This is a genomic window from Roseateles sp. 22389 (assembly GCF_052044995.1).
Classification (GTDB): domain Bacteria; phylum Pseudomonadota; class Gammaproteobacteria; order Burkholderiales; family Burkholderiaceae_C; genus Roseateles.
Genome location: NZ_JBQEOF010000007.1, coordinates 215583 through 238488, shown reverse-complemented (window position 1 = coordinate 238488; position 22906 = coordinate 215583). Strand labels below are relative to the sequence as shown.

Genomic DNA, 22906 nt, shown 5'->3' with positions numbered 1-22906 from the left:
CTCAAACGACTGACGCCCCGTCAGGGGCGTCAGCAGAGAGACAGCGGTTCGCTCGTCAGTTGCGGATCAGATGATCGAACGCGCTGAGCGCGGCCTTCGCGCCGTCGCCGGCGGCGATGATGATCTGCTTGTACGGCACCGTCGTCGCATCACCCGCCGCGAACACGCCCGGCACCGAGGTCTGGCCCTTGGCGTCGACGATGATCTCGCCGTGCTTGGACAGCTCCACCGTGCCGCGCAGCCACTCGGTGTTGGGCACCAGGCCGATCTGCACGAACACGCCCTCCAGCTCGATCCGCCGGGCCTCGCCGGTGGCGCGATCGGTGTAGTTCAGGCCGTCGAGCTTGCCGGCCGTGCCGGTGAACTCGGTCGTCTGCGCCTGCGTCAGGATCACCACGTTGGGCAGGCTTTCCAGCTTCTTGACCAGCACCGCATCGGCGCGCAGCGCGTCGCCGAATTCCAGCAGCGTCACGTGGGACACGATGCCAGCCAGGTCGATCGCCGCCTCGACGCCGGAGTTGCCGCCGCCGATCACCGCCACCCGCTTGCCCTTGAACAGCGGACCGTCACAGTGCGGGCAGTAGGCCACGCCCTTGTTCTTGTATTCCTGCTCGCCGGGCACGTTGACATTGCGCCAGCGCGCGCCCGTGGAAATGATGACCGTCCTGCTCTTGAGCGACCCGCCATTGGCCAGTTGCACCTCGACCAGGCCGCCCGGCGTCGTCGCCGGCACCAGCTTGTCGGCGCGCTGCAGGTTCATCACGTCGACGCCGTAATCCTTGACGTGCGACTCCAGCGCCATCGAGAACTTCGGGCCGTCGGTCGACAGCACGGAGATGTAGTTTTCGATCGCCAGCGTGTCGTTGACCTGGCCGCCGAAGCGCTCGGCCGCGATGCCGGTGCGGATGCCCTTGCGGGCGGCGTACACCGCCGCCGCGGCACCGGCCGGGCCGCCGCCGACGATCAGCACGTCGTACGGGTCCTTGGCCGACAGCTTGGCGGCGTCCTTGGCCGCCGCGCCGGTGTCCAGCTTCGCGGCGATCTCCTCGACCGTCATGCGGCCCGAGCCGAATTCCTGGCCGTTCAGGTAGACCGTCGGGACGGCCATGATCTCGCGGGCATTGACCTCGTCCTGGAACAGCGCGCCGTCGACGATCACCGTCTTGATGCGCGGATTCAGTACCGACATCAGCGACAGCGCCTGCACGACGTCCGGGCAGTTGTGGCAGGTCAGGGACATGTAGACCTCGAAGGCGTAGTCGCCGTCCAGGCCCTGGATCTGGTCGATCACGGACTGCTCGACCTTGGGCGGGTGGCCGCCGGTCCACAGCAGCGCCAGCACCAGCGAGGTGAACTCATGGCCCAGCGGGATGCCGGCGAAGCGCAGGCTCTGCTCGGTGCCCGTGCGCTTGAGGCTGAACGAGGGCTTGCGCGCATCGTTGCCGTCCAGGCGCAGCGTGATCTTGTCGGACATCGCGGCGATGTCCTGAAGCAGTTGCTTCAGCTCGGCGGAGCTCGCGGAGTCGCTCAAGGAGGCTTCGATCTCGAACGGCAGCGTCACCCGCTCCAGGTAGGCCTTGAGCTGCGCCTTCAGGTTGTCGTCCAACATCGTTGCTTCCTTTCAAATTGCTTCAAGCGACTTCGAGAACTGGCCCCCCTTGCAGGTTGAAGGGGCGGCCGAACGCCGTCCCGCGGACCGACGGGGTCCACGAGCGACGCTTCTGCAGTGAGGGGGAGAGGACAGTCCTCATCCGGGTCACCGGTCGGGGGAAGGTCCTTCCTCGGAAGGACGCTTCACCCCTGTGGGCGAGATCCTCAGATCTTGCCGACCAGGTCCAGCGACGGGGCGATGGTCTTGTCGCCTTCGTTCCACTTAGCCGGGCAGACCTGGCCCGGGTTCTTGGCAACGTACTGGGCAGCCTTGAGCTTGCGCAGGGTCTCCTTGACGTCGCGGGCGATGGCGTTGTCATGCACTTCCAGGGTCTTGATCACGCCTTCCGGGTTGATCACGAAGGTGCCGCGCAGCGCCAGGCCTTCTTCCGGGATGTGCACGCCGAAGGCGTTGGTCAGCGCGTGGGTCGGGTCGCCGACCAGCGGGAACTTGGCCTTGCCGACGGCCGGCGAGGTCTCGTGCCACACCTTGTGCGAGAAGTGCGTGTCGGTGGTGACGATGTAGACCTCAGCGCCCAGCTTCTGGAACTCGCCATAGTTGTCGGCGGCGTCTTCGACTTCGGTCGGGCAGTTGAAGGTGAAGGCGGCCGGCATGAAGATCAGCACGGACCACTTGCCCTTGAGCGACTCTTCCGTGACCTCGATGAACTTGCCGTTGTGGAACGCTTGGGCCTTGAAGGGTTGGACTTGGGTGTTGATCAGGGACATTGCTTGGTCTCTCGAGTCAGGGTTGATGGGATGGACGGAATGATAGGGGGCCGCTGCTATCGACGGGGTTGAATTCCCCAATGCAGCCTATTGCCAATCCCTATTGAGCCAAACTATCAAAAAAGCTTTGTGCGATAGCAAAAGCGTCATACGGCAGTCACGCGGCAGGGGCCGCGTCTGCCGATCCGATCGACCGAAGGGCTTACAGCGCCTCGAGCGCCAGCAGTTCCTCGACCGTCTGGCGGCGGCGGATCAGGCGGTCGGAGTCGCCGTCCACCAGCACCTCGGCGATCAGCGGCCGGCTGTTGTAGTTGCTGGACATCGACGCGCCGTACGCGCCGGTGTCGTGGATGACCAGCAGGTCGCCGACCTGCGCTTGCGGCAATTCCCGCGCCAGCACCACCCCGCCCTCGGCCTGGGTGAAGACGTCACCCGACTCGCACAGCGGTCCGGCGACGACCGTCGGCCGCACCGGCCGGTCCTGACCGTCGGCGGCAAGCAGGCTCATCGCGTGGTAGCTGCCATACATCGCCGGGCGCATCAGTTCATTGAAGCCGGCATCCACCAGCAGGAAGTGCTGGCGGCCCTGGGTCTTCACGGCGCGCACCTCGGCGAGCAGCACCCCCGATTCGGCGACCAGGTAGCGGCCCGGTTCCAGTTCGAGCGCCAGGCGATGGCCGATGACGTTTTCGGCTTCCTTGCGGGCGGCATCCCACAAGCTGAAGTAATGGGCGGTATCGATCGGCTCGCCACCCGCCTGATAGGGGATGGAAAGCCCCCCTCCGGCGGAGATCGCCTGCAGGTCCTGGCCGGCGGCCCGAACGACCCGCACCAGTTCGACCATGGCGCCGCACACGCGGCCCAGATGCGCGTAGTCCACACCGGAGCCGATGTGCATGTGCAGGCCGATCAGCGTGAGCCCGCGCCGTGCGATGACGGCCAGTGCCTCGCCCAGCTGCTCATGCCAGATGCCGTGCTTGCTGTGCTCGCCGCCGGTGTTGGTCTTGTTGCTGTGGCCATGGCCGAAGCCCGGATTCAGGCGAAGCCACACCGGGTGACCGGGCGAGACTTCGCCAAGCTGCTCCAGCATGTCGATCGAACCGGCATTGACCGGGACGCGATGCGCCACGACGGTCGCCAGCGTCTCGCGGTCGAGCAGGTCGGCGGTGAACACGATGTCCGAGTGGACCGCGTCCGCGCCAGTGCCCACGGTGTAGCCGGCGGCCAGCGCGCGCAGCACCTCGCCGCGCGACACCGAATCCACCTTCACGCCCTGCTCCCGCATCAGCCGCAGGATGTGGGTGTTGGAGCAGGCCTTCTGCGCGAAGCGGACGGTGTCGAAGCCCTTCAGCGCAGCGATGCGCTCACGGATGACCGCCGCGTCGTACACCCAAAGCGGCGTGCCATGGCGGGCAGCGAGCGCGCGCAGCTGTTGTTGGCGGGCGGGGGTGAGGACTTGCGGCATCTCGGCGTTCCTTTGGGGGATGTGTTCAGACTGCCGCAAGCATCGTCGCCTCGGATCATTCAATCAAATGCTTTGTTTTCCTTGTCTGATTCATTCCTGATATGGACTGATATGCTGGGCCGATGCCGTTCCCGATCACGCATCGTCATATCGAAGTCTTCCGCGCCGTCATGACCGCCGGCAGCGTCACCGGCGCGGCGCAACTGCTCTTCACCTCCCAACCCACGGTGAGCCGCGACCTGGCGCGCATGGAGTCGCTGCTGGGTTACGTCCTCTTCGACCGCGCGCCCGGCCGACTGCGGCCCACCGCGCGGGCGATGGCGCTGTTCGACGAGGTCCAGCGCGCCTATCAGGGCCTGGACCAGGTGGTCGCGCGCGCGCAGGCGCTGGGACGGGCCGAGGACGAACGGCTGCAGGTGCTGACGCTCCCGGCGCTGGCGCATGCGATGCTGCCCGCCGCGAGCGCCGACTGGGCGAGTCGCCATCCGCAGGCCGGCTTGACGCTGACGCCGCAGGAGTCCCCGCTGCTCGAGGAATGGATGGCGGCGCAGCGCTTCGACATCGGCCTGAGCGAGGTCTCCGCGACCGTGCCCGGCACGCGCAGCGAGACGCTGGCGGAACTCGACGAGGTCTGCGTGCTGCCGGCGGGCCATCGCCTGCTCGAACGCGCGGTGCTGACGCCGCGGGACTTCGACGGTGAGCGCTTCGTCAGCCTGTCGTCGGAGGATCCCTATCGCCGCCAGTTCGACGCGATCTTCGCGACCGCCGGCGTCCAGCGCCGACTGCAACTGGAGACGCACAGCGCGATCGCCGTCTGCGCGCTGGTCCAGGAGAACCTGGGAATCGCGCTCGTGAATCCGTTGACGGCGCGCGCCTGCGCCGGACCGGGACTGCACATCCGACCGCTCTCGGTCTCGGTGCCCTTCCGCATCCAGGCCCTGTGGGCGCTGCACCGTCCCGGCCACGCGCTGGCGCAGGACTTCATCGACGCGGTGAAGCGCGCCCTCGCGCCCGCCATCGCCGCGCAAGCCACCGACGGCGCCAAACGACAACGGCGCTGACCGCAAGGCCAGCGCCGTTCAGGGGGATGGATTCGAGATAGTCAGCCGGTCCACTCGAAGGACCGGCCCGCCTCAGCGGCGGATCACTGATTGGCGACGGACCGCAGCACCGGCGCGGCTGCCGGCATCGACAGGAAACGCGCGCGGATCGACTGCTCGATGCCCGCCGCGTCCAAGCCGCACTGGGCCATCAGCTTGCCGGGCTCGCCGTGCTCCACGTACTCGTCGGGCAGACCCAGCTGCAGCACCGGCACCGCCAGGCCTTCCGCCTGCAGCGCTTCCAGCACCGCGCTGCCGGCACCGCCCATGACGCAACCGTCCTCGACGGTCACCAGGGCATCGTGCGTGCGGGCCAGTTCCTTGACGAGCTGGACGTCCAGCGGCTTCACGAAGCGCATGTTGGCGACGCTCGCGTCCAGCGCCTCGGCCGCCTTCAGCGCCGGGTGCAGCAGCGTGCCGAAGGCCAGGATCGCCACGCGCGGCGCGGCGCGGCTGGCGGTCTGCGGCAGCGACGACTGACGACGCATCTCGCCCTTGCCCCAGGGCAAGGCGACCATGTCCTTCTTGATCTCGGCGCCGATGCCGGCACCGCGCGGGTAGCGGACCGTCACCGGGCCGTCGTGCAGGTGACCGGTGTACAAGGCCTGGCGGCACTCGTTCTCATCCGACGGCGTGATCACGCTCATGTTCGGAATGCAGCGCGTGAAGGCGATGTCGTAGTTGCCGGCATGCGTCGCGCCGTCGGCGCCGACCAGGCCCGCGCGGTCGAGCGCGAACAGCACCGGCAGGTTCTGCAGCGCCACGTCGTGGACCAGTTGGTCGTAGCCGCGCTGCAGGAAGGTCGAGTAGATCGCCACCACCGGCCGCAGGCCCTCACAGGCCAGGCCACCGGCGAAGGTGATCGCGTGCTGCTCGGCGATGCCGACGTCGTAGTAGCGCGTCGGGAAGCGCTTGTGGAACTCGACCATGCCCGAGCCCTCGCGCATCGCCGGCGTGATGCCGACCAGCGTCGGATCGGCCTCGGCCATGTCGCAGAGCCAGTCGCCGAAGACCTGGGTGAAGGTCTTCTTTGCCGGCGTGGTGGACGGCTTGATGCCTTCGGCCGGGTTGAAGGGCGTGGGGCCGTGGTACTTGACCGGGTCGGCCTCGGCCAGCTTGTAGCCCTGGCCCTTGCGCGTGACCAGGTGCAGGAACTGCGGGCCCTTCTTGTCGCGCAGGTTCTCCAGCGTGGGGATCAGCGCGTCCAGGTCGTGGCCGTCGATCGGGCCGACATAGTTGAAGCCGAATTCCTCGAAGATCGTGCCGGGCACGAACATGCCCTTGGTGTGCTCCTCGAAGCGGCGCGCGAATTCATACAGCGGCGTGTGCTTGAGCACCGACTTCGCGCCCTCGCGCGCGGCGGCGTAGAACTTGCCGCTCATCAGCCGGGTGAAGTACTTGTTGAGCGCGCCCACCGGCGGGCTGATCGACATGTCGTTGTCGTTCAGGATCACCAGCACGTCGCCCAGCAGGCCGCCATGGGCGACGCCGGCGTTGTTCAGCGCCTCGAAGGCCATGCCGGCGGTCATCGCGCCGTCGCCGATGATCGCCACCACGCGGCGCGACTCGCCCTTGAGCTTGGCGCCCATCGCCATGCCGTGCGCGGCCGAGATCGAGGTGCTCGAGTGCGCCGTACCGAAGGTGTCGTACTCGCTCTCGTCGCGGCGCGGGAAACCGGAAATGCCGCCTTGCTGGCGCAGCGTGGCCATCGCGTCACGGCGGCCGGTGAGGATCTTGTGCGGGTAGGTCTGGTGACCCACGTCCCACACCAGCCGGTCGCGCGGCGTGTCGTAGACGTAATGCAGCGCGATCGTCATCTCGACGGTGCCGAGGTTCGACGACAGGTGGCCGCCGGTCTTGGACACGCTGTTCAGGATGTGCGCGCGGACCTCGTCCGCCAGTTGCGGCAACTGGCTGCGCGACAGGCGCCGCAGGTCCGCGGGGCTGTCGATCGCGCCGAGCAGCGTCTGCGAAGCCGTCGCGGTGGTGGTGTTCTCGCTCATGGCCTGGCCTCTCTCTCGCCGGTTCAGTTGTCGCGCTCGACCACCTTGTCAGCCAGCAGGCTGAGCCAGGCGGTGTCGGCCAGGCCGCTGGCGGCGAGGGCCTGATGGGCCTCGTCGCGCAGGCGCAGCGCATAGGCGCGGGCGGGCTCCAGGCCCAGCACGCTGACGTAGGTCGGCTTGTTGTTGTCCTGATCCTTGCCGGCGGTCTTGCCGAGCACGTCGCTGTCCTGGGTGACGTCCAGGATGTCGTCGACGACCTGGAAGGCCAGGCCGATCGCGGCGCCGTAGCGGCTCAGCGCCTCCCATGCGGCGGGGGGCAGGTCGCCGCTCGCCGCGCCCATCAGGACGCTGGCCTGCAGCAGCACGCCGGTCTTGCGGCGGTGCATGTCGCGCAGCGCGGCCTCGTCCAGCGGCTTGCCGATGCTGGCCAGGTCGATCGCCTGGCCGCCGGCCATGCCGTCATAGCCGCTGGCGCGCGCCAGCAGGCGGCAGAGCTTGGCCTGCAGCGCGGGCGCGAGGCCCTCGTCCGGCGTCAGCACGTCGAAGGCCAGCGCCTGCATCGCGTCACCGGCCAGCATGGCCTGCGCCTCGCCGTACTGCACATGCAGCGTCGGCTTGCCGCGGCGCAGCACGTCGTTGTCCATGCAGGGCATGTCGTCGTGCGCCAGCGAATAGGCATGGATCAGTTCCACCGCGCAGGCCGCGCGCAACGCCGCCTCGCGCTGCCCGCCGACGGCTTCCGCCGCGGCCAGCACCAGCAGCGGACGCAGGCGCTTGCCGGCGCCCAGCACCGCGTAGCGCATGGCCTCACCGAGGCCGGCCGGGGCGCCCGCTGGCACCCAGGCCTCCAGCGCCTGCTCGACTTCCTCAAGCGACTGCTTCACCCAACGTTCGAAGACACCGGCATCCAATTACTCTTCTCCCCAAGCCTGCGCGCCGCCACCTTCGATGACCTGTACTTGTTGTTCGACGGCCTGGAGCCGCGCGCGGCAGTAGTTGAGCAATGCGGCCCCCCGCTGGTAACTGGCCAGTAACTGGTCCAGCGGCAGTTGACCGGCCTCCATGGCCTGCACCAGACGTTCCAACTCCTCGACCGCCAGTTCATAACTGGCGGGCTCCTGCTCCTGGGACGTGGGCGGCGCCGACTTGGCGCTGGCGGAAGGCTTGCTCATTTCAAAACGCGAAAAGGCCGATTGTAAGCACCGGCACTCCCCCGCCCGGGGTCCGACTGTCGGGGGATGTGAATCGAGCGCCACAGGCGTCAGCGGGTGTTTCCGGGTGACGGACCGCTGCGTCGGCCTCCGGCCTCCCCCTGAAGGGGCGGTCCGGGTACAATCACCGGTTCCTTTGCCTGCTCCGTTGTCCCCCAAGGGGCCCGGCAGTCATCGGGGCGACTTCCCGGCCGGGGCCCCAACCGCGTTCGCTCGCGGCGCCGCGCGGCCATCGCCCCCGAGCTCCGGCAGCGTCCGGCGTTGTTTCACTCAGTCCCACATGCCGGCCCGTCCAATCTGGGGGGCGGCCGGTCACGGTTGACATTGGTGTCTTGGAGACCCTCTTGGATCATGTCCGACCTGAGCATCCCTCTCAGCCCGCTTGAACGCAGCACGGCCCCCAGCCACCTCCAGCTGCCTGTCACCTCCTACTTCGACGAGGACCTGTTCCGCCGCGAACAGGAACTGATCTTCCAGCACGGTCCCCGCTACCTCGGCCATGCGCTGGCCGTGCCCGAGGTCGGCGACTACTACGCCCTGCCGCAGGAAGGCGAAGGTCGGGCGATCGTGCGCGGCCCGCAGGGCTTGGAGCTGATCTCCAACGTCTGCCGCCACCGCCAGGCGGTGATGCTGCGCGGCCGTGGCAACACGCGCAGCCACATCGTCTGCCCGCTGCACCGCTGGACCTACGACCTCAAGGGCGAGCTCGTCGGCGCGCCCCACTTCAAGCAGGACCCCTGCCTGCACCTGAACCGCTACAAGATCCGCGAGTGGAACGGCCTGCTGTTCGAGGACAACGGCCGGGACATCGCGGCCGACCTGGCCCGGCTTGGCCCGCGCGGCGCACTGGACTTCAGCGGCTACCAGCTCGACAAGGTCCATGTCCACGAATGCGACTACAACTGGAAGACCTTCATCGAGGTCTACCTGGAGGACTACCACGTCGGCCCATTCCACCCGGGGCTGGGCCAGTTCGTCGCCTGCGACGACCTGGCGTGGGAGTTCGGTCGCGACTATTCGGTGCAGACGGTCGGCGTCAACAAGGCGCTGGAAAAGCCGGGCTCCGCGGTCTACGCCAAGTGGCATGAGCAGGTGCTGGGCTTCTCGGGCGGGCAGTCGCCCGACCAGGGCGCGATCTGGCTGACCTACTACCCCAACATCATGGTGGAGTGGTACCCCAACGTGCTGGTGGTCTCGACGCTGTTCCCCAAGGGCGCGCAGAAGACCACCAACATCGTGGAGTTCTATTACCCCGAGGAAATCGTCGCCTTCGAGCGCGACTTCGTCGAAGCCCAGCAGGCGGCCTACATGGAAACCTGCGTCGAGGACGACGAGATCGCGCTGCGCATGGACGCCGGCCGCAAGGCGTTGATGGAGCGGGGTGACAACGAGGTTGGCCCGTACCAGACGCCGATGGAGGACGGCATGAAGCACTTCCACGAGTGGTACCGGGCGCTGATGAAGCGCTGATCGGTCCCCGCCCCGTCCCCACCCGCATCGCCCCCCGGTGCGCACAACGCCCCACTCTTGCGGGGCGTTCGCTTTTGCGGGTCCCCACAACAGGGCGGGCCGGCCTTCGGCGCGAGAATCCCCCGCATGTCTGCACCCCTTCTGATGGTGTTGGCGACCTTGCTGTTCGCCACCATGGGCGTCTGCGTCAAGCTGGCCTCGGCCTACTACGGCGCCGGCGAGATCGTCATGTACCGCGGCCTGGTCGGCACGCTGTTCCTGTTCGCGATGACGCGGGTCAAGGGGCTGTCGCTGAAGACCACCGTGCCGGCGATGCACTTCTGGCGCAGCCTGTCGGGCGTGATCGCGCTGTCGCTGTGGTTCTTCGCGATCAGCAAGCTGCCGCTGGCCACCGCGATGACGCTCAACTACATGTCGTCGGTGTGGATGGCGCTGTTCCTGATCGGCGGGGCGGTGCTGATGGGCGCGGCCAAGGTCGATCCCCGGCTGATCATCACGGTGCTGCTGGGCTTCCTTGGCGTCGGCCTGGTGCTGCAGCCGGCGATGGAGGACCAGCAGGTCTGGCACGGCCTGGCGGGCCTGGCGTCCGGCATGCTGTCGGCGATGGCCTACCTGCAGGTGACGTCGCTGGGCCGCGCCGGCGAGCCCGAGTACCGCATCGTCTTCTACTTCTCGATGGGCGGCGTGGTCGCGGGTGCCCTGACGACCATCGCCTCGCACGGCGGCTGGCATGGCCACACCTGGACCGGCGCGGCGCTGCTGCTGGCCGTCGGCGTGCTGGCCACGGCGGCACAGCTGCTGATGACGCGCGCCTACGGCACCGGCAAGCCGCTGGTGAACGCGTCGCTCCAATACCTGGGCATCGTGTTCTCGGCGTTGTATGGTGTGCTCCTTTTCGGCGACCGGCTGGGCCTGGCCTCCTGGATCGGCATCCTGCTGATCGTGGGCGCGGGCCTGGGGGCGACGCTGCTGCGCGCCCGGAACACCCCCAAGGACGCCCAGCACTCGGTCCAGGAATCCTGAAGCGCCATGACGACCTCCGCGACGACCCCGACCAGCTCCGCGACGATCTCCACCCCCACCCGGCCCGACGGCCTGATCTCCGCCGGGCAACTGCAGGCGCTGATGGCGTCCGGTGCGCCGCCGCTGGTCGTCGATGTCCGCTTCGACCTGGCCGACACCTCGGCCGGCGAGCGCGCCTACGCCGCCGGCCACATTCCTGGCGCCTTCTACCTCCACCTGGACCGCGACCTCAGCGGCGCGAAGCAGGACGCCTTCGGCGTTTTCCGCGGCCGCCATCCGCTGCCGGACCGGGCCGCCTTCGCCGCCCTGTTGGGGGAGCTGGGCCTGCGTTCGGGCCGAACCCTGGTGGCCTACGACGCGGCCGACGGCATGTACGGCGCGCGCGTCTGGTGGATGCTGCGCTGGCTGGGCCATGCGGACGTCGCGGTGCTGGACGGGGGCTTCGCGGCCTGGCAACAGGCGGGGGGCGCGGTGAGCACCGACCTGCCCACCGCCACGGCCGGCGCCTTCACGCCGGGCGCCCCGCTCGAGGAACCGCTCAGCGCGCAGGACCTGCTCGGCCAGCTCGGCAAGGTCCGGCTGATCGATGCCCGCGCCGGTGAGCGCTTTCGCGGCGAGGTCGAGCCGCTCGACACCCAGGCCGGCCACATCCCGGGCGCGACGAACCGCTTCTTCAAGTCCAACCTGAGCGCCGACGGCCGGTTCAAGGCGCCGGCGCTGCTGCGCGAGGAGTTCGCGGCGCTGCTCGGCCCCCAAGGGGCGGACGCGACCGTGCACCAGTGCGGGTCGGGCGTGACGGCCTGCCACAACCTGCTGGCGATGCACCATGCCGGGCTGTCCGGCAGCCGGCTCTATCCCGGTTCCTGGAGCGAGTGGAGTGCCAATCCGCGTTTCCCGCTGGCGAAAGGCTGACGGACGGCCCTTATTGACAACGCGCATGGTGCGAGCACCATGGGAAGCTCAGACTGCGACGGCAAGCCCTGACCCCACTTCGGTGGGGGACGGCCACCCAGCCCACCCGCTCGTTTGAAGGAGGCCCGCCATGTTCCAGCGCATCCTGATCCCCACCGACGGCTCCGACATCACCGCCAAGGCGATCGATACCGCCGTCAAGCTCGCGAAGTTCCACGGCGCCAAGCTGTTCGCCATCAGCGTCAAGGAACCCTTCCCCTACAGCGCCGTGTCGGAGATGCAACCGACGCCGCCGCAGGAGTTCTTCGACGCCCAGGAGCGCATCGCGCAGGAACGCCTCGGACAGGTGCTGGCGCTGGCGCGCGGCCAGGGCCTGGAGATCGAGGCCCACAGCGTGGAGGCGCTGCATCCCTGGGAAGCCATCATCGAGCACGCCAAGCGCGTCGATGCCGACCTGCTGGTGATGGCCACGCACGGGCGGCGCGGGCTGCAGGCGCTGCTGCTCGGCAGCGAGACGCAGAAGGTGCTGACCCACTGCGCCTTCCCGGTGCTGGTGGTGCACGGCGAGGGAGCGTCGCCGTCCCCGTAGGCGCCCGCCCCTGGTCATCACATGACCGCAGCGCCCTCCCGGGCGCTGCCGGCCGGCTTCAGTGGGAGTGCTTCCCGCCCACGACGATCAGCACGAAGACGATGCCCACGCCCAGCCACAGCAGCTGCAGCGCGGTGTCCTTCCAGGGCAGCCGGCGCTGAAGCTGCGGGATCAGATCGGCGACCGAGACATAAACGAAGCTGCTGGACGCCGCCACCAGCAGGTAGGGGAACAGCTGCTGCCACGGCCCGACGATGTAGTAGCCGACCAGCCCGCCGACCACCGCCGCCATGCCGGACACCGCATTGAAGAACAGCGCCTTCTTGCGCGAGAACCCCGCGTTCAGCAGCACGATGTAGTCGCCGACCTCCTGCGGGATCTCATGCGCCACGATCGCCATCGCGGTGACCCAGCCCAGATGGTGATCCGCGAGGAACGCGGCCGCGATGATGATCCCGTCGCAGAAGTTGTGGATCGAATCCCCCACCAGCACCGACAACCCGCCCCGCCCGGCCTGTTCCCGGTCGAAGTGGTGATGGTGGTGGTGCCCGTCCCCCTCATGGTGGTGGGTGTGGCGGTAGAGCTCGGCCTTCTCCAGCAGGAAGAAGAACATCAGCCCGCCCAGCAGCGCCAGGAAGAGGTTGTGGGGGTCGGCACCGCTTTCGAAGGCCTCCGGCAGCACATGCAGCAGCGCGGTCGACAGGAGCACGCCGGTGGACAGGCTCACCAGGTGCTTCACGATGCGGCTCAGCAGGCCGACCGTCAGCATCGCCGCGATCGTCACGGAGGCCAGACCGCCAGCGAAGGTCACCAGCAGGATGTAGGTCAGGGTCATGGATAAAAAAGGCGCACCACGTGGGGTGCGCCGGATGGGGTTCCGAAAATTGTCTCAGAGTCGTCAAGCCCCCCTTGCGCCGGGGACGTTCACACCCCGTGCTGCTTGAACCAGGCCTGGCAGCGCGCCCATCCGTCCTTGGCGGGATCGGGCCGGTAGCTGGGGCGGTAATCGGCGTGGAAGGCGTGGCCGGCGTCGGGGTAGACGACGAACTCGCTGGCCTTGGCCGCCGCGCTGCCTTGTTTGAGCGCCTCCTGCATCGCGGCGACGGTCGAGACCGGGATGCCGTTGTCCTGCGCACCGTACAAGCCCAGCACCGGGGCGTGCAGCTGGGCCGCGACGTCGATCGGGTGCTTCGGCGTCATCGCATTGGTCTGGCCCTGCAGGCGGCCGTACCACGCCACGCCCGCCTTCAGCTCGCGGCTGTGGGCGGCGTACAGCCAGACGATCCGGCCGCCCCAGCAAAAGCCGGTGATCCCCAGCTTGGAGGTGTTGCCGCCCATTCCCTTCGCCCAGGCCACCGCCGCGTCCAGGTCGTTCAGGACCTGCGCGTCAGGCGTGCGCTGGATGATCTCGGTCTGCAGCTTGGCGATGTCCGAATAAACCTTCGCATCGCCTTGACGCGCGAACAGGTCGGGCGCGACCGCCAGGTAGCCCAGCTTGGCGAAGCGGCGCGCGACGTCGGCGATGTGCTCGTGCACGCCGAAGATCTCGCTGACCACCAGCACCACCGGCGCCTGCTTCTTGCCCGCCGGCTGCGCGACATAGGCCGGCATCTTGAAGTCACCGACCGGGATGCTGACCGGACCGGCATCCAGGCCCTGCGCGTCGGTGGTGATCGTCTGCGCCGTCACCGGCAGCACCGCCGCGGCGAAGCCACTGCCCACCGCGGTGCCGACGAAGGCGCGGCGGCTGAAACCCCGGCCCGGCGCCAGCGTGTCGATGTCGTCGCGGATCGCGTCGGCGAGGTCAGGGGACAGGCCGGCGGCATCGGCGCGGGAGTCGGAATTCGTCATCTGCAGCTCCTCGTGGGGAATGCGGGGTGGAATGGATCCGAAGGTTCCGGACGGAACGCCGGATGCTATCCCGGTCGGCCGCCGGGCACCGGACCACGGCGTCGCGACAGCACGATGAAAGCACTTCGTTCCCGGCGGGCGGGCCAAAGACCGCGACAATCGCGCCCCATGACGCAAGCGCAAGTTCCTCCGATCCTGGCCGCCATCGACATGGGCTCCAACAGCTTCCGGCTCGAGCTGGCCCAGCTGCAGCACGGGCACTACCGCCGGCTGGACTACCTGAAGGAAACGGTGCGGCTGGGCGCGGGCCTGGATGCGATGAGCATGCTGACCGAAGAAGCGGCGCAGCGCGGCCTGGACTGCCTGCGGCGCTTCGCCGAACGGCTCGCCGACCTGCCCGGCCGCCAGGTGCGCGCGGTGGCGACGCAGACGCTGCGTGAGGCGCGTAACCGCAACGCCTTCCTGGCGCGGGCGCAGGAGGTGCTGGGCCATCCGATCGAAGTCATCTCGGGCCGCGAGGAAGCGCGCCTGATCTACGCGGGCGTGGCGCGGCTGCAGACCGCGGAGGACCCGCGCCTGGTCATCGACATCGGCGGCCGATCCACCGAGATGATCCTGGGCCGCGGGCCGCAGCCGCTGGCCGCCGAGTCCTTCCAGATCGGCAGCGTCAGCCTCTCGATGCGCTTCTTCCCCGACGGCCGCTTCACCGCCGAGGCCTTCCGCGCCGCGCAGGTCGCCGCAGGCGCCGAGCTCGAGGAAGCCATCACCCAGTTCTCCCGCCAGGCCGCGCAGCCGCGCTGGAAGCAGGCCCTGGGCTCGTCGGGCACCGTCGGCGCGGTGGCCCAGATCCTTGCGGCCAACAACGTCAGCCCCGACGGCTCCATCACCCTCGACGGCCTGCGCTGGTGCATCGAGCAGTGCCTGCTCGCCGGGCGCATCGACGCGCTCAAGCTGCCCGGCCTCAAGGACGACCGGCGCGCCGTCGTCGGCGGCGGACTCTGCATCCTCTACACGCTGCTCACCCACTTCGACATCGAGCGCCTCTACCCCGCCAAGGGCGCGCTGCGCCAGGGCGTCATCTTCGACCTCGCCGAGCGCCTCGACCCCCGCCTGCTCGCCGCCGGGCGCGACATGCGCGAACAGTCCGTCGCCGAACTCCAGCGCCGCTTCGCCGTCGACCGCGATCAGGCCGGCCGCGTCCAGCAGATCGCCCAGCGGCTCCATGCGCAGCTCGCGCCGAAAGCCGAGGAAGAACATCGCCGCGAACTCGGCTGGGCCGCCGCGCTGCATGAGATCGGCATGATGGTCTCCCACCATGACCACCATCGCCACAGCGCCTACCTGCTCTCCCACGTCGACGCGCCAGGCTTCTCCCAAAATCAGCTCCGGCGCCTCGGAGACCTCGCGCTCGGTCAGCGTGGAGGACTCCGCAAGCTCGAGGAACAACTCCAGGAAGAACCCATGATCTGGCAGCTGCTGGCGTTGCGACTCGCCGCCATCAAATGCCACGCGCGCAGCGAGGTCGACGCGACAGCCATCAAGCTGCGGCGCGAAGGGATGAACGTCATCATCGAAATGCGCAAGGGGTGGGCCGAAGCACATCCGCGGGCGCATTACCTGCTGCGGGAAGAACTGGACGCGTGGGGCAAGGTCGGGCGCGTGCAGTTGGCGTTGGAGGCTTGAAGCCAATGCGCTGACTGCCAGCGGGCGAGCGCGACAGGCATGGCCTGGGCCGGCGACTCGTGTCGGGCGGACGCCAACTCGCTCTGCTCACCTTCGGTTCGCGACGCTCGGACAGACGGCGTCCAAGTCAGTCATCCAGCCCGACACGAGTCGCCGGCCCAGGCCATGCCCGTCCAGGAACAGAGGTGGACGTCGGGGGGGGCGTGAACCTCGTGGGAACTTGGTCAGGGGTCCTCGTGGTACAGGCGCATCAGGGCCTGTTGTGCGCTGACATGCTGCGGCGAATCCTCGGTGCCAATGCGCTGCGAGGTGCCGTCGGGGCCCAGTTGCCACGCATCCAGACTGTCGTGCAGGTAGGGGGTCAGGCCCTCGTCGATCACCCGCTGGCGCAGCTTCGGATCAGTGATCGGCCAGGCCACCTCGATGCGACGCAACATGTTGCGCGCCATCCAGTCCGCACTCGACAGGTACAAGGCCTCCTGCTCCTCCTTGCCCCAGCGGAAGTAGAAGATCCGCGAGTGCTCGAGGAAACGGCCCACCACCGAGCGCACCAGGATGTTGTCCGTCTCGCCCGGCAGGCCCGGCGGCAACATGCACGCGCCACGCACGATCAGGTCCACCTTCGCGCCCGCGCGGCCCGCCCGCACGATCCCGTTGATGAGCTCCGCATCCGTCAGCGCATTGATCTTCAGCACCACCCGCGCCGGCTCGCCGCGCCGCGCAGCCTCCTCCACCTGCGACAGCAGCTCGACCATCGTCCGGTGCAGGTTGAACGGCGCGAGCAGCAGCTTCTTCGGCGCCTTGAACTTCGACAGCGACGCCAACTGGCGGAACACCAGATCCATGTCCGCCGTCATCTCGGCATCGGCCGTCAGGTAGCCGAGGTCCGTGTAGAAACGCGCCGTCTTCGGGTTGTAGTTGCCGGTCGACAGGTGGCCGTAACGCCGCAGCTTGCCGCCCTCCCGGCGCGTGATCAGCATCAGCTTGGCATGCGTCTTCAGGCCGACGATGCCGTACACCACCTGCGCGCCGACCGCCTCCAGCCGCTCCGCCCAGTTGATGTTGGCCTCCTCGTCGAAGCGCGCCTTCAGCTCGACGACCGCGAGGACCTCCTTGCCGCGACGCGCCGCCTCGATCAGCAGATCCGCCAGCACCGACTGGCTGCCGGTGCGGTAGATCGTCTGCTTGATGGCCAGGACGTCGGGATCCTCGACCGCCTCGCGCAGCAGCTGCACCACCGGCTCGAAGCTCTCGAACGGGTGATGCAGCATCACGTCGCCCTTGGTCCGCAGCTTGTCCAGGATCGACTTGCCCCGCGGCAGCCGCCCGGTCGGCCAACTCGGTTCATAGGGCCGGAAGCGCAGGTCCTCGGCGTCGGTCTGGTCGATCAGCTCGTTCAGGCGCACCAGGTTGACCGGCCCGTTGACCCGGTACAGCGCCGCCTCCGGCAGGTCGAATTGCTCCAGCAGGAAGCGCGAGAGTTCCTCGGGGCAGGTGTTGACCACCTCCAGCCGCACCGCGCGCCCGAAGTGACGCGTCGTGAGGCCAGAGCGCAGCGCATGCCGCAGGTTGGCGATCTCTTCCTCGTCGACCTCCAGATCCGAATCCCGCGTGACGCGGAACTGCGAGAAGGCCTCGACATGCCGGCCGGGGAACAGCTCCTCGAGGTGGGCGCGGATGACGCTGGTGAGCAGGACGAAGCTCTGCTTGCCGCCGCTGATCGCCGCGGGCACCTTGATCACGCGCGGCAGCACGCGCGGCACCTTGACGATGGCGATGCGGTTGTCGCGTCCGAGCGCGTCCTTGCCCGACAGCCGCGCGATGAAGTGCAGCGACTTGTTGGCCACCTGCGGGAACGGATGCGCCGGGTCCAGGCCCACCGGCACCAGCAGCGGCCGCACTTCCCGCTCGAAGAACTTGCTGACCCACGCTCGGATCTCGTCGGTGCGGTCGGCGTGGTTGAGGATCTGGATGTTGTGCTCGCGCAGGGCGGGCATGACCTGGTCGTTGAAGATCGCGTACTGCTGGTCGATCAGGTCATGGGCCGCGCGCCCGACGCGCTCCACGTCGCGCGGCGTCACCAGGCCGCTGCCGTCCCGCTGCGCATCGAGCATGTCGGCGAAGCGCACCTCGAAGAACTCGTCGAGGTTGCTGGACACGATGCAGATGTAGCGCAGCCGCTCCAGCAGCGGCACGTCGACGCGCTGGGCCTGCGCCAGGACACGCCGGTTGAACTCGAGGATCGCGTTTTCGCGGTTGAGCAGCGGGACATCGGGCAAAGTCATGAACTTATTCTATGAAGCTGGTATGACAAGCCGGTGACCCTCTTTGGAGCCAGTCCGCAGGCGATGCGCGGCCCCGATGACCGACGCCGCGAGTCGTCTCGCGCCGCCCGGAGTTGGCGATGCGGGGGAGACCAGGTCGCCCGAAAAGGGGACCCCTCAGGCGGGTTGGCGCATGGCGGCGGCGAGTGCCTGCGCCGCGTCCTGCTCGGCGCCGGAGCGCTGCCGCTCCGCCCAGTCCAGGATTTCCAGGTGCCCGTCCGCGTGCTCGACCAGCGCCGTGAGGCTCTCGACCCAGTCGCCGTCGTTGGCGTAGGTGATGCCGTCGATGTCGCGCAGCTCGGCGTGGTGGATATGGCCGCAGATCACGCCGTTGACGCCGCGCTTGCGGGCCTCGCGCGCCAGCGCTTCCTCGAACTCGCTGATGAAGGAGACGGCGCGCTTGACCTTGAGCTTCAGGTAATTGCTCAGGCTCCAGTACGGCAGCCCCAGGCGCGCGCGCATCGAGTTGAGGTGGCGGTTCAGCTTGAGCGTGAATTCATAGAGGCTGTCGCCGACGTAGGCCAGCCACTTGGCGTGCTGGATGACGCCGTCGAAGAGATCGCCGTGGGTGATCCAGAACTTGCGGCCGTCGGCGGTCTCGTGGATCCACTCGTGCGCCACCTCGATGCCGCCGAAGCTGTGCTGCAGGTACTTGCGCGCGAATTCGTCATGGTTGCCCGGCACGTAAATCACCCGGGTGCCCTTGCGGGCCTTGCGCAGCAGCTTCTGCACCACGTCGTTGTGGGCCTGCGGCCAGTACCAGCTGCGGCGCAGCTGCCAGCCATCGACGATGTCGCCAACCAGGAAGAGCTGCTCGCACTCGACCTCGCGCAGGAAGTCCAGCAGGGCCCGCGCCTGGCAGCCGGGCGTGCCCAGGTGCAGGTCGGAGATCCACACCGTGCGCACCCGGATCGAGCCGCCCTCTTCCGCCTCGGCCCCAGGCGGTTCTTGCGAGACAGCGGCGGCCATGAGCGTGTCGGTCAGCATGGCCCCACAGGTTGCCGGGGCCGGATGAAAGCTTGATGACCGCCCGACGGGGGGCCTTCCGGGGGAACGCCGATAATCCGCCGCCATGCACCTGATGATCCCCTTCGCCAGTGCGCTGGATCCTCATTTCGAGGGGGCCCTGCGCGAGCTGGAGCTGCCGAACCTGAGCCACCTGCTCGGGCGGCTGGCACCGGCCGGCGAGGTCGGCGACGCCGACGAGACCACCCCGATCCCTCCCCACGAACGTTTCCTGGCGCACTCCCGCGGCATCACCGACGATCACCCGCCGCTGGCCGCCTGGCGCCTGCGCGCGGCCGGCCACGAGCCCGGCGACGCCGCCTGGGCGTTGCTGACGCCCGCCCACTTCGCCGTCGGCACCGAAGGGGTGACCGCGCTGGGCCCCGCCACGCTGGACCTGTCCGAGGAAGAATCCCGAGCCTTCCTCGAAGCGCTCGCCACCGCGCTGTTCCCCGCCGACCAGGGCTGGCGCAGCGCCTGGCTGTCGCCGGGCGAATGGGCGGTCGCGCATGACGACCTGGACGGTCTCGAGGCCGCCAGCGTCGACCGCGTCCTGAATCGCGGCGTCGAGACCTGGTACCCGCGGGCGCGCCGCCTGCGCACGCTACTCAACGAGGTCCAGATGCTGCTGCACGAGCACCCGCTCAACCAGGCCCGCGAGGAGCGCCGGCAACGCCCGCTGAACGCGGTGTGGATCAGCGGCTGCGGCCGCGACCGGGGCACCGCGCCGCCGGCGGACCTGGTGGTCGACGACCGCCTGCGCGGCCCGATGACCAGCGGCGACCTCTACGCCTGGAGCGAGGCCTGGAAGGCCCTCGATGCCGGCCCCATCGCGCAGGCGCTGGCCGCCGTGGGCGAGGGTCGCCGCGTCTCGCTGACGCTGGGCGGCGAGCGCCTGACCCGCACCTGGACGCGCAAGGACACGGGCAGCTGGCAGCGGCTCAAGGAGCGCTTCGCCCCGCCGCGGGTCAGCATTGCCACCGCGCTGGAGAACCTGTGAGCAGCCCCCGCCTCCTGATCCGCGACGTCCCGCCGGACTCCGCCCATGCGCTGCAGCAGGCCGGCTTCTCGCCGCTGCTGTCGCGACTCTTCGCCGCGCGCGGCGTGCTGTCGCACGACGAGCTCGACCCGGACCTGAAACACCTGCTGCCGCCCGAAGGCCCTCAGGGCCTGCTGGGCATCGACAAGGCCGCCACGCTGCTGGCCGACGCGATCACGTCGGGCGAGCGCGTGTGCATCGTGGCCGACTACGACTGCGACGGCGCCACCGCCTGCGCGGTGATGCTGCGCGGGCTGGCGCTGCTGGGCGCGCGGCCGGGCACCCTCGGCTACGTGGTGCCCGATCGCGCGGTCCACGGCTACGGCCTGACGCCGACCATCGTGGAGCTCGCCCTCAAACAGGAACCCCAGCTGCTGGTGACCGTCGACAACGGCATCGCGAGCCACGCCGGCGTCGCCTTCGCGCGCGCGCTCGGCCTGAAGGTGCTGGTCACCGACCATCACCTGCCCGCGGTCGGCCCCGACGGCGCGCCCACCATCCCCGACGCCGACGCGCTGGTGAACCCCAACCAGCCGGGTTGCCCCTTCCCGAGCAAGAGCCTCGCGGGCGTGGGCGTCGCGTTCTACGTGCTGACCGTGCTGCGCGGCGAATTGCGCCGGCGCGGCGCCTTCGGCGACGGCCCGCCGCCGCGGCTGGACGGCCTGCTGGACCTCGTCGCGCTCGGGACCGTGGCCGACGTGGTGCGGCTCGACGCCAACAACCGGCGGCTGGTCGCGCAGGGTCTGCGCCGCATGCGCGCGGGCCGCATGCAACCCGGCGTGCAGGCGCTGTTCACCGCGGCCGGGCGCGACGCCACGCGCGCCAACAGCTTCGACCTGGGTTTCGCGCTCGGACCCCGCATCAATGCGGCGGGCCGCCTCGAGGACATGACGCTGGGCATCACCTGCCTGACGACCGACGACACCGGCCAGGCGCTGGAGCTCGGCCGCGAGCTGGACCGCATCAACCGCGAGCGCCGCGAGATCGAGGCCGGCATGCAGGAGCAGGCGCTCGCGCTGCTGGAGCGGCTGATGACCGACCCGCGTCTGAACGGCGCGCCGCCGCCGGCGCTCGCGATCTTCGACGCGGACTTCCATGAAGGCGTCGTCGGCATCGTCGCCTCGCGGATCAAGGACCGGCTGCACCGGCCGGTGTTCGTCTTCGCCGAGGGCGCCGATGGGCAGCTCAAGGGCTCGGGACGATCGATCCCCGGCTTCCACCTGCGCGACGCGCTGGACCTGGTGTCCAAGCGCCATCCGGAGCTGCTGCGCAAGTTCGGCGGCCACGCGATGGCGGCCGGCTGCACGCTGGCGCCGGGCGGTGTCGAGGCCTTCGCCGCCGCCTTCGAGGCGGTCGCGCGCGAGTGGCTGGACGAGTCCGCGTTGACCCGCACGCTGCGCACCGACGGGCCCTTGCCGCCGGAGGCGTTCTGCGCCGAGACGGTGCAGGAGCTCGAGGCGCAGGTCTGGGGCCAGGCCTTCGAGGCGCCGCTGTTCTGCGACCGCGTGCAGGTGGTGCACCAACGCCTTGTCGGCGAGCGCCACTTGAAGCTGCGGCTGCGCCAGGGCGCGATGCTGCGCGACGCGATCTGGTTCGGCCGGACCGAGCAGCTACCGGAGCAGGTCACCCTCGCCTACCGGCTCAGCCTCGACGAGTACCAGGGGCAGCAGCGCGTGCAGATGGTGGTGGAGGCGATGGCGGACTGAGCGGAGAAGGGCGACAGAGAAGGGCTAAGCCCCGAGCTCCCGCCGCAACCAGTCGACGATCGCCGCGGCCGGCATGGCGCCGGCCTGCCGCGCGATCTCCTGTCCATCGAGGAACAGCAGCAGCGTCGGAATGCTGCGGATGCCGTAGCGCGCGCTCTGCTGCGGCGCGGCCTCGGTGTCGAGCTTGACGAAGCGCAGTTCCGGCAGCATCGCCGCGGCCTGCTCGAACTGCGGCGCCATCATCTTGCAGGGCCCGCACCAGTCGGCCCAGCAGTCGACGACGACCGGCAACTCGGTGCCCGCGATGAACCGGTCGAAGACCTCCGGCGTGAGGTCCGCCGGCCTGGGCAGCATCAGCGGCGTGCCGCAGCGGCCGCAGTCGGGCGACTCGGCCAGCCGCTCGCGCGGCACGCGGTTCTTCGCCGCGCATGATGGGCAGACGATGTGCAGGTGGGTCGCGGCGGCAGGCGTGTCGGTGTCCATGGCGGTCTCGGGTGAAGCGCCGGCGGGGCGCGGTAAGGCGGTGAAGAGGCCCGGCGCCTCTTCCAGGGGGCAAATCATGTGCCCTCGCGCGCGGGCGCGCCTCCGCCGGACGGGGCGGTCCAAGGTACGGCGTTTGCCGCCTCCCGTTCAACGCGAACTCTGTTGAAGGAATCGAGATGCCTGCATACAAGGACGACGGCAAGCTGTGGGTGCTGGTGGCGGACGAGGGCGTGGCCCGCCTGCTCAAGCTGCCCGAGGAAGGCGGCGACCTCGAAGACGTCACCACGCTCACCGATGCCGCTGCGCACGCGGACAAGGCCGACCTGCGCCGCGACGCCGAGGGCAGGCGCGGCAACAACGTGACCTCCTCGGCCAGCGTGGACGAGCTGCACCAGGAAGCCATCGGCTTCGCCACCCGCGTGGCGCGGACGCTGGACGACGGCTTCAACAACGGCGAGGTGACGCAGCTGCGCATCGTCGCCGCACCGCGATTCCTCGGCCTGCTGCGCAAGGCGCTCAGCCCCCAGGTCGCCAAGCTGGTGATCGACGAGACCAACGTCGACGTCGTCCACGAGAGCCTGGGCGAGCTGACCACCCGGCTCTTCCCCGAGCGCGACTTCAGCAAGCAACGGCCTTGAGCGATCAGGAATCGGGTGCTGGACA

Annotated in this window: 20 protein-coding genes; 9 read left to right on the top strand and 11 right to left on the bottom strand. The window is 69.1% G+C overall.

The genetic code is table 11. The features are described 5' to 3' along the window. Window positions 1-55: 55 nt before the first annotated feature. The 3 genes from ahpF to lysA all read right to left on the bottom strand — a co-directional run bounded on the left by ahpF (window position 56) and on the right by lysA (window position 3844). On the bottom strand, window positions 56-1609 hold the full coding sequence (ahpF, locus tag ACTJKJ_RS12720) for an alkyl hydroperoxide reductase subunit F (protein ID WP_183481641.1): 1554 nt from the start codon (window positions 1607-1609) through the stop codon (window positions 56-58). 206 nt (window positions 1610-1815) lie between these two features. Continuing rightward, a complete protein-coding gene (gene ahpC / locus ACTJKJ_RS12715) occupies window positions 1816-2379 on the bottom strand; it encodes an alkyl hydroperoxide reductase subunit C (protein WP_091725431.1) in 564 nt (187 codons plus the stop codon). A gap of 202 nt (window positions 2380-2581) precedes the next feature. Continuing rightward, the gene (lysA, locus tag ACTJKJ_RS12710; protein ID WP_440820662.1) at window positions 2582-3844 is read right to left on the bottom strand and encodes a diaminopimelate decarboxylase; all 1263 of its coding nucleotides are present in this window, start codon (window positions 3842-3844) and stop codon (window positions 2582-2584) included. A gap of 122 nt (window positions 3845-3966) precedes the next feature. On the opposite strand from lysA, the gene ACTJKJ_RS12705 reads away from it, so the two are divergent. Next, window positions 3967-4905, top strand: a complete 939-nt coding sequence (locus ACTJKJ_RS12705; RefSeq protein WP_440820661.1) for a LysR family transcriptional regulator — start codon at window positions 3967-3969, stop codon at window positions 4903-4905. 83 nt (window positions 4906-4988) lie between these two features. Here ACTJKJ_RS12705 and dxs read toward each other — a convergent pair whose 3' ends face one another. The 3 genes from dxs to xseB are packed head-to-tail and all read right to left on the bottom strand — an operon-like array spanning window position 4989 to window position 8119. Beyond that, complete coding sequence (gene dxs, locus ACTJKJ_RS12700; RefSeq protein WP_440820660.1) at window positions 4989-6947, bottom strand: 1-deoxy-D-xylulose-5-phosphate synthase; 1959 nt, start codon at window positions 6945-6947, stop codon at window positions 4989-4991. A 23-nt stretch (window positions 6948-6970) separates the two neighbouring features. Next, window positions 6971-7831: a polyprenyl synthetase family protein gene (locus ACTJKJ_RS12695; RefSeq protein ID WP_440820659.1), complete on the bottom strand. Its 861-nt coding sequence runs from the start codon at window positions 7829-7831 to the stop codon at window positions 6971-6973. A 27-nt stretch (window positions 7832-7858) separates the two neighbouring features. Continuing rightward, on the bottom strand, window positions 7859-8119 hold the full coding sequence (xseB, locus tag ACTJKJ_RS12690) for an exodeoxyribonuclease VII small subunit (protein WP_091725443.1): 261 nt from the start codon (window positions 8117-8119) through the stop codon (window positions 7859-7861). Between the two features lie 390 nt (window positions 8120-8509). Between xseB and ACTJKJ_RS12685 the strand changes: the two genes are divergently transcribed. The 4 genes from ACTJKJ_RS12685 to ACTJKJ_RS12670 all read left to right on the top strand — a co-directional run bounded on the left by ACTJKJ_RS12685 (window position 8510) and on the right by ACTJKJ_RS12670 (window position 12152). Further along, entirely contained in the window at window positions 8510-9628 is a 1119-nt protein-coding gene (locus tag ACTJKJ_RS12685) for an aromatic ring-hydroxylating oxygenase subunit alpha (RefSeq protein WP_091725445.1), read from the top strand. 126 nt (window positions 9629-9754) lie between these two features. After that, window positions 9755-10651 (top strand): DMT family transporter, encoded by an 897-nt coding sequence (locus tag ACTJKJ_RS12680; protein WP_175538310.1) that lies wholly within the window; start codon window positions 9755-9757, stop codon window positions 10649-10651. 6 nt (window positions 10652-10657) lie between these two features. Further along, entirely contained in the window at window positions 10658-11563 is a 906-nt protein-coding gene (locus tag ACTJKJ_RS12675; RefSeq protein WP_440820658.1) for a sulfurtransferase, read from the top strand. 130 nt (window positions 11564-11693) lie between these two features. Then, entirely contained in the window at window positions 11694-12152 is a 459-nt protein-coding gene (locus ACTJKJ_RS12670; protein ID WP_183481659.1) for a universal stress protein, read from the top strand. A gap of 58 nt (window positions 12153-12210) precedes the next feature. Here ACTJKJ_RS12670 and ACTJKJ_RS12665 read toward each other — a convergent pair whose 3' ends face one another. Continuing rightward, the gene (locus ACTJKJ_RS12665) at window positions 12211-12987 is read right to left on the bottom strand and encodes a ZIP family metal transporter (RefSeq protein WP_091725455.1); all 777 of its coding nucleotides are present in this window, start codon (window positions 12985-12987) and stop codon (window positions 12211-12213) included. 89 nt (window positions 12988-13076) lie between these two features. Further along, on the bottom strand, window positions 13077-14003 hold the full coding sequence (locus ACTJKJ_RS12660) for a dienelactone hydrolase family protein (protein WP_440820657.1): 927 nt from the start codon (window positions 14001-14003) through the stop codon (window positions 13077-13079). A gap of 168 nt (window positions 14004-14171) precedes the next feature. On the opposite strand from ACTJKJ_RS12660, the gene ACTJKJ_RS12655 reads away from it, so the two are divergent. Continuing rightward, a complete protein-coding gene (locus ACTJKJ_RS12655; protein WP_297388126.1) occupies window positions 14172-15686 on the top strand; it encodes a Ppx/GppA phosphatase family protein in 1515 nt (504 codons plus the stop codon). Window positions 15687-15910: 224 nt separating this feature from the next. On the opposite strand, the gene ppk1 is transcribed toward ACTJKJ_RS12655, so the two are convergent. Together ppk1 and ACTJKJ_RS12645 are read right to left on the bottom strand one after the other, a co-directional pair. Continuing rightward, entirely contained in the window at window positions 15911-17971 is a 2061-nt protein-coding gene (ppk1, locus tag ACTJKJ_RS12650) for a polyphosphate kinase 1 (RefSeq protein ID WP_297388123.1), read from the bottom strand. Window positions 17972-18127: 156 nt separating this feature from the next. Continuing rightward, on the bottom strand, window positions 18128-19084 hold the full coding sequence (locus tag ACTJKJ_RS12645) for a UDP-2,3-diacylglucosamine diphosphatase (protein ID WP_440820656.1): 957 nt from the start codon (window positions 19082-19084) through the stop codon (window positions 18128-18130). Here ACTJKJ_RS12645 and ACTJKJ_RS12640 point away from each other — a divergent pair. Then, entirely contained in the window at window positions 19083-20015 is a 933-nt protein-coding gene (locus ACTJKJ_RS12640; protein WP_440820655.1) for a hypothetical protein, read from the top strand. The genes ACTJKJ_RS12645 and ACTJKJ_RS12640 overlap by 2 nt on opposite strands. Beyond that, window positions 20012-21760: a single-stranded-DNA-specific exonuclease RecJ gene (gene recJ / locus ACTJKJ_RS12635; RefSeq protein ID WP_440820654.1), complete on the top strand. Its 1749-nt coding sequence runs from the start codon at window positions 20012-20014 to the stop codon at window positions 21758-21760. Before ACTJKJ_RS12640 ends, recJ begins: the two co-directional genes overlap by 4 nt. A 24-nt stretch (window positions 21761-21784) precedes the next feature. Here the strand turns inward: recJ and trxC are convergent, their stop codons facing one another. Beyond that, window positions 21785-22243: a thioredoxin TrxC gene (trxC, locus tag ACTJKJ_RS12630; protein ID WP_440820653.1), complete on the bottom strand. Its 459-nt coding sequence runs from the start codon at window positions 22241-22243 to the stop codon at window positions 21785-21787. Window positions 22244-22419: 176 nt separating this feature from the next. Here trxC and ACTJKJ_RS12625 point away from each other — a divergent pair, with 176 nt between their 5' ends. Then, the gene (locus ACTJKJ_RS12625; protein ID WP_440820652.1) at window positions 22420-22881 is read left to right on the top strand and encodes a host attachment protein; all 462 of its coding nucleotides are present in this window, start codon (window positions 22420-22422) and stop codon (window positions 22879-22881) included. Window positions 22882-22906 lie beyond the last annotated feature (25 nt).